Below are 6,063 nucleotides of genomic sequence, written 5' to 3'. Positions count from 1 at the left end.
GGCCTCCAAGCAACCAGCATCCAAAGCAACCATAGCGCCTATTACAGGTCCCAAGCGACATTGCTTGCGGGCGATCTGGCCGACCGCATGCGTGCCAACCGCCTCGAAGCATTGACTAACGCTTACCTAACGGACTTTCCGACTTCCTCTTCAACCAACACCGTAACAGGCACTACGGCTGAGAAGGATGTGGCCGAATGGCTAAACCAGTTAGCTCTAACGTTGCCAGAAGGCACCGGTAAAGTTGAGAAAAACGGCACTCTGATCACCATATCGGTTCGCTGGAACGACTCCCGGGGTCATATAAAAGCTAGCAACGATAACAATACCCACAGCGAAACCTTCGCTTATCGGACAGAAATATGACCCATATATCCCTCCGACAACAACACGGTCTCTCGCTTGTTGAGTTGATGGTCGCGATGGCCTTGAGCCTGTTACTTATGCTTGGCGTTATGCAAATATTTCTCAGCAGTAAGCAGACATACAGCACTAACGTTGCGCTCTCTCGGGTGCAAGAGAGTGGACGCTTCGCATTGGACTTTTTGGCCCGTGATATTCGTAACGCGGGCTACAAGGGCGAGTGTTTAGGAACACCTAACAATCTCCTTAACGAAGCATCCTCCGCATATTCCAGCGAGCTATTCGACCTAAATGTTGCCATCATGGGTTGGGATGAAAACGTCTCTCCTGCACCTGCTGCCAAAATAACAGGCATAGCTAACCGCACACCCGGGACCGATATGATCCTAGTCAAGCATGCAGCGCAGGCCTCCGGAGCCACCGCAACCGGCGCCACCCCCGCCAACTCAAATACTATAAGCGTCAATACAGCTAGTTCTATTCCCAACGATAGTATCGTGATTGTTGCTGACGCCCTGGGATGTGACGTTTTCCAGACAGCGAATAATAAAACCGCAAGCTCACTAACCCGACAGAATCAAGGCACGCCCGGCAACAAGAATCCAGGCCACCATGAGTTTAGCCACGCCTATGGCAACAGTATGGAAATACTAACGCTACAGTCTGCGCTTTACTACATTGGAACCGGAGCCAACAACCGGCCATCTCTTCGTCGGGTAACCTTCAACAGCGGCACTCCAGTTAACATGGAACTGGTTGAAGGGATAGAAAATATTCAGATCATCTATGGTCTGATCAATGCCAAACGCCAGGTTACCGAATATAAAAAAGCAAAAGACATGAGTCTGGCAGAGTGGGGAGACGTAGGCAGCGTGCGCCTCCAGATACTTGCCGCTGGAGCTGATAAGAACGTTGTTAGTGCCACTCAAACGCTCTCGTTCGACGGCGCCAGCGTTAACATTAGCGAGAAGCGCCTCGCCCAAACCTTTAGTAGCACGCTTGGTGTTAGAAATCGCCTGCAATGAGGATGGTCGGCATGAGACAAACTAACTTTCAGTACCAAAATGGAGCGGTTCTGGTAATAGCGCTGATCATGCTTTTGTTGCTTACTGTGATCGGACTAGCCAGCATGCGTGGCACTTCGCTGCAAGAAAACATGTCCGGAAATATGCGCGACAGTAGCCTGGCGTTGCAAGCCTCAGAAGCATCACTGCGAAAAGGCGAAACTGAGGTTATCAGTCGCTTCAAAGCCGGGACCCTCAGTGTTTTAGAAACTGCCAACGTTTCTGATACCTACCCAAACTTCCCAGGTGCCAGCAAGGATCCTGAATATCAAATCACACTTTTGGCAAAACTGAGAACTAGCACAGAAGCCGGCGCACCCATTGATGATGAAGGCGCCCTGGTGCGTATCGAATCTTCCGGTTATGGACGCAGTACGAATAGTGACGCCACGCCTAGCGCTCAAGTCAAACTCCGCTCCACCTTTCTGGTTGAGCAATAAAATAACCTGCCGACCTGACAGCCTTCGGAGTTCTTCATTAATGAAACCCTATTACTATCCGTTGAGAAAACTGAAAAGCGCTGTCAGTTTTGCGCTCTCGCTCTGTATCGCGACAGCAGTCTCTCCCAGCCATGCTGATATATCGCAGAGCCCTTTACTTCTCGGCGGCGGCAGCGTGCCGGGAAATTTGGCGCTGGTGCCCTCGGTGGAGTGGCCCACCGTCCTCTCAGTTGCAAACACTGGGAACTATAGCCCTCAAAATACCTATATTGGATACTTCAACTCAAATAAATGTTATATCTACGACCAAGGAAATCAATGGTTCGAGCCTAACAGTGACGCAACCAGTCATACATGTTCGGGAAGTAAACAATGGAGCGGAAATTTTCTTAATTGGGCTGCAACACCAACAATTGATCCGTTTCGCAGCGCATTGACTGGCGGTTATCGTTATCGTGATACATCAACCGAAACGGTTCTCCAGAAAGCTCGCCATTCAGGGCAAAGCAGCGCGGGCAACCGCATGGAGGACACTAAAGCCCAAGGGCTGATTGCTAAGGCGGATATCGCCGGCGCGGCGCCCGTCACCACCGAATGGGATAACCTCTACATACGGCTCCAGGGGCTAGGTGCCGACATGCTTTTTTCCAACTGGAAGGATGGCATCGGCGGTGGTGGTTCATCTGCGGAGAAACAAGCCGAATGGGTAAGTTATGAGCCCAACAATTCGGCGCAATGGGTTGACGGCCGACTAATAACCGCATTCACCCCACAGGGCACTAACCAAGTCAAAAGCGTCTACCGCGTAAAGATTCGCGTAAAAGTCTGTGACCCTGGCAAGGGGCTGGAAACCAACTGCGAGCGCTACCCGAATGGAAACTACAAACCCGTCGGGCTACTCCAACAGTACTCTGGAGATTTGCGATACAGCATCTTCGGCTACCTAAATGATGGCGACATGCTTAGAGATGGCGGGGTTCTACGGGCGCAACAAAAGTTCATTTCCCCCTCCGCCGATAATCCCGAATGGAATGCCAACACCGGCGTCATGATTATCAATCCGGACAGCATCACCACTACCCTAGGCAGAACCATCAGCAACAGCGGAGTAATGAATTATCTAAACAAGTTTGGCGAGCTAAATGCTGACGGCTCGCTGAAAACCGATGGCGACTTCAAGTCACACGACCCCGTGAGCGAACTTTATTACACAGCGCTCCGATACTTTAAAAACCAGGGAAACGTTGGAGCCTATAGCACTGCCAGCCCAGATCACAACTCAAAACCTAATGGAACCGTCCTAGATCGATGGCATGACGGATTCCCTGTGATCACTGACTGGAACGACCCTATCCAATACGCCTGCCAGAAGAACGTGATATTAGGTATTGGGGACACTAACACTCATCGAGACAAAAACCTGCCAGGCAACGCCGTAAGGACAGATGAACCCTCAGTGCCTTCCGAAGTCAGCAGCGACACTACTGTCAACGCCGTCACTGCTACAGACAAAGTGGCTGAATTGGAAGGCATTACTATCAACACTCCTTTTACCGGACGTGAAAACTCTGCCTATATTGCAGGACTTGCTTATGATGCCAATACGAAAGACTTGCGCTCTGACTATGCTGGAAGACAAAGCGTTTCTACATATTGGGTGGACGTCAGGGAAGGCCAAAGTCTTGCAGGAAAGACGGGGAACCAGTATTGGCTGGCAGCCAAGTATGGTGGATTCAAAGTCCCTAAAGACTTTGGGGATCCGTATAAGCGAACCGCTGCACTCGATCCAGAATGGTGGCGCACTAACACGGACATGCTGGCAACAAACTACCCCCGCCCCGATAACTTTTTTGTCGCTAGCGATGCAGCCAATATGGTGGGAAGCTTGCGGAAAGCCTTCGCACAGATCGCCAACGAAGTGGAGAGCACCACAGCGTCGCTTGCCACCAACTCAACTCGACTCGAAACCGACACTGCGCTATTCCAGTCGCGCCTAGACAGCAGCTTCTGGAGCGGAGACGTACTTGCGCGTCGCGTCGACGATAACGGTATCGTAGCGTCCAATACCGCCTGGAGTGCTGCACAGAAGCTCGACAACCTCAGTTCGGTCGACTCACGGAAGATCTTTACGGTCCGCCCTGCTACCACTGCAGGCACCTCGGGAGAATTGGTTGCCACTAGTGGCGTCAATTTCGACTGGAACGACTTGGACGGCACCCAGCGATCTTTGCTGCAGCAACCATTGGAAGCGACAATTAGCAATGCCCAGAGCCGCTTAGCGTATCTCCGTGGCGACCGCACAAACGAGATCACCTCTGATAACCGAACAAAACTCTTCCGCCAACGCGGTAGCCGCCTGGGCGATATTGTTAATTCCGACCCCCAGTACATCCACCAGCAGGATTTCGGTTATTCGCGCTTGAGCTGGGGAACCAACGGCGCCGTAGGCAAGGCATACACCGCGTTCCGCGCCAGTAGCACTTATCAGAATCGTACGCCAACGGTGATCGTAGGCGCCAACGACGGCATGCTGCACGGCTTCGACGCGCGGGTCAGTGATACAGCAGGCAGCAACGGTGGTAGTGAACTCTTCGCCTATGTGCCTAATGGGGTGTTCAGCAACCTGATCAACCTGACCGACCCGGCCTACTCGCATCGCTATTACGTCGACGGTACTCCGCGTGTCTCCGACGTGTGGATCGGAAGCTCTTGGAAAACCATGGTTGTTGGAACTACTGGCGCGGGTGGAAAAAGCATTTTCGCTCTTGACGTGACCAATCCGGGCAGCATGACCAGCAACAGCGTCATGTGGGAATTCAGCCACCCTGACATGGGCTATACCATCGGCCAGCCGGCGCTGGTAGCCCTGCCTAACCAGAGATTCGGCGTGATCGTCAGCAGCGGCTACCATGAGACGGCGCCTGAAGACGGTAAGGTCTGGATACTTGATGCAGCAGACGGCAGCATTATCCAGGAGATTGAACTACCAACTACCGGCAACTTGGGCTCGCCCCTGGCTTCAGATACTGACTACAACCAAGTTGCAGACAGGGTTTACGTGGCCGACACGCTAGGAAATGTATGGCGCATAGATCTGAACGGCAGCACCCCGTCCGGCTGGGACATTCCGGGCAGTCTTGGCAATAACCCTCTGTTTATTGCCAAAATTGGAACCACTCGCCAAGCCATCACTGCTCCACTTTCGTCGGCCTTCAATGGAAAGGGCGAGCACATGATCTTCTTCGGAACCGGAAGCTTCTATCGCGACGGGGATAATGAAATTCCGGTATCTCCGCCCGTGGATACCTTCTACGGCATCATCGACCGAGGCCAGGCTATCGATGGGCGTAACAACTTGCTAAAGCAAGCAGTTATCAAGGAAGCGACACTGGACAGCGGGCTTAACGTACGGGCGATCACCGACAACGCGCTCACCAATCAATCCGGCTGGTACATAGACCTCGGCTGGCTGGAGGGAACGGGTAGCACCGGAGCCAAGGGCGAAAGGGTTATCGCCAAGCCCACGCTTAGAACCGACCGCGTTATTTTCACGACCATGACGCCTTCCGCCAATCCTTGTGGGTTCGGTGGCACGAGCTTCATCATGGCGATGAACCTCTCCAGCGGCTCACGCTTAAATTATGTCTATTTCGACACCGACGGCGATGGAGCACCTGACGATGGGGATACCACTACGATTGGAGACAACGGGAATGCCCCATGGTCCGGCATATCGGACCATGATGACGGTGTAAGTAAAGGCGTCGCGCTCCAGTCTACGCTGCTGTGCTTTGCGGGCTCTGCAGGAGCAGCCCCCCAATGCATACCCGTTCCTGGGTCGCAGCGTTTTGGCCGCCAATCTTGGCGGGAAACAGGGGGAAATTAACAGTGAAACAAATGAAGGAACATAGGGAGCAATCGAGCGGGGGCTTCACGCTGATTGAAGTGATGATTGTCGCGGCAATTATCAGCATCCTCGCTGCCATTGCTTACCCGTCTTATCAGGAGCACGTACGCAAGGCGCGCCGAGCAGACGCGCAAGCTGCCTTGATGGAGTTGGCACAATTCATGGAGCGTCACTATACGGCGAACGGCAGATATCTGACGGCAGCCAACGCTAACCCTGCTAACGCAGCCCCTGCGTTGCCCTTCACAGATGCACCAAAGGACGGAGCGACGAAGTTCTATACCTTGGA

At 53.0% G+C, this 6,063-nt stretch carries 5 protein-coding genes; all 5 read left to right on the top strand.

Going from position 1 to position 6,063, the window contains the following annotated elements; translation table 11 throughout:
- The coding region (locus tag ACN0UN_RS11560; protein WP_417660105.1) for a hypothetical protein at positions 1-366 on the top strand (366 nt) is incomplete at its 5' end.
- A complete protein-coding gene (locus ACN0UN_RS11555; RefSeq protein WP_417660104.1) occupies positions 363-1,388 on the top strand; it encodes a PilW family protein in 1,026 nt (341 codons plus the stop codon). The genes ACN0UN_RS11560 and ACN0UN_RS11555, both read left to right, overlap by 4 nt.
- 11 nt (positions 1,389-1,399) lie before the next feature.
- Positions 1,400-1,867: a pilus assembly PilX family protein gene (locus tag ACN0UN_RS11550; protein ID WP_417660103.1), complete on the top strand. Its 468-nt coding sequence runs from the start codon at positions 1,400-1,402 to the stop codon at positions 1,865-1,867.
- Between the two features lie 40 nt (positions 1,868-1,907).
- Positions 1,908-5,753 (top strand): pilus assembly protein, encoded by a 3,846-nt coding sequence (locus ACN0UN_RS11545; RefSeq protein WP_417660102.1) that lies wholly within the window; start codon positions 1,908-1,910, stop codon positions 5,751-5,753.
- Between the two features lie 11 nt (positions 5,754-5,764).
- The coding region (locus tag ACN0UN_RS11540; protein WP_417660106.1) for a type IV pilin protein at positions 5,765-6,063 on the top strand (299 nt) is incomplete at its 3' end.

Source organism: Pseudidiomarina sp. (assembly GCF_048267825.1).
Lineage (GTDB): Bacteria > Pseudomonadota > Gammaproteobacteria > Enterobacterales > Alteromonadaceae > Pseudidiomarina.
The sequence above is the reverse complement of the archived record's forward strand: the minus strand, read 5'-3'. Positions and strand labels throughout refer to the sequence as shown.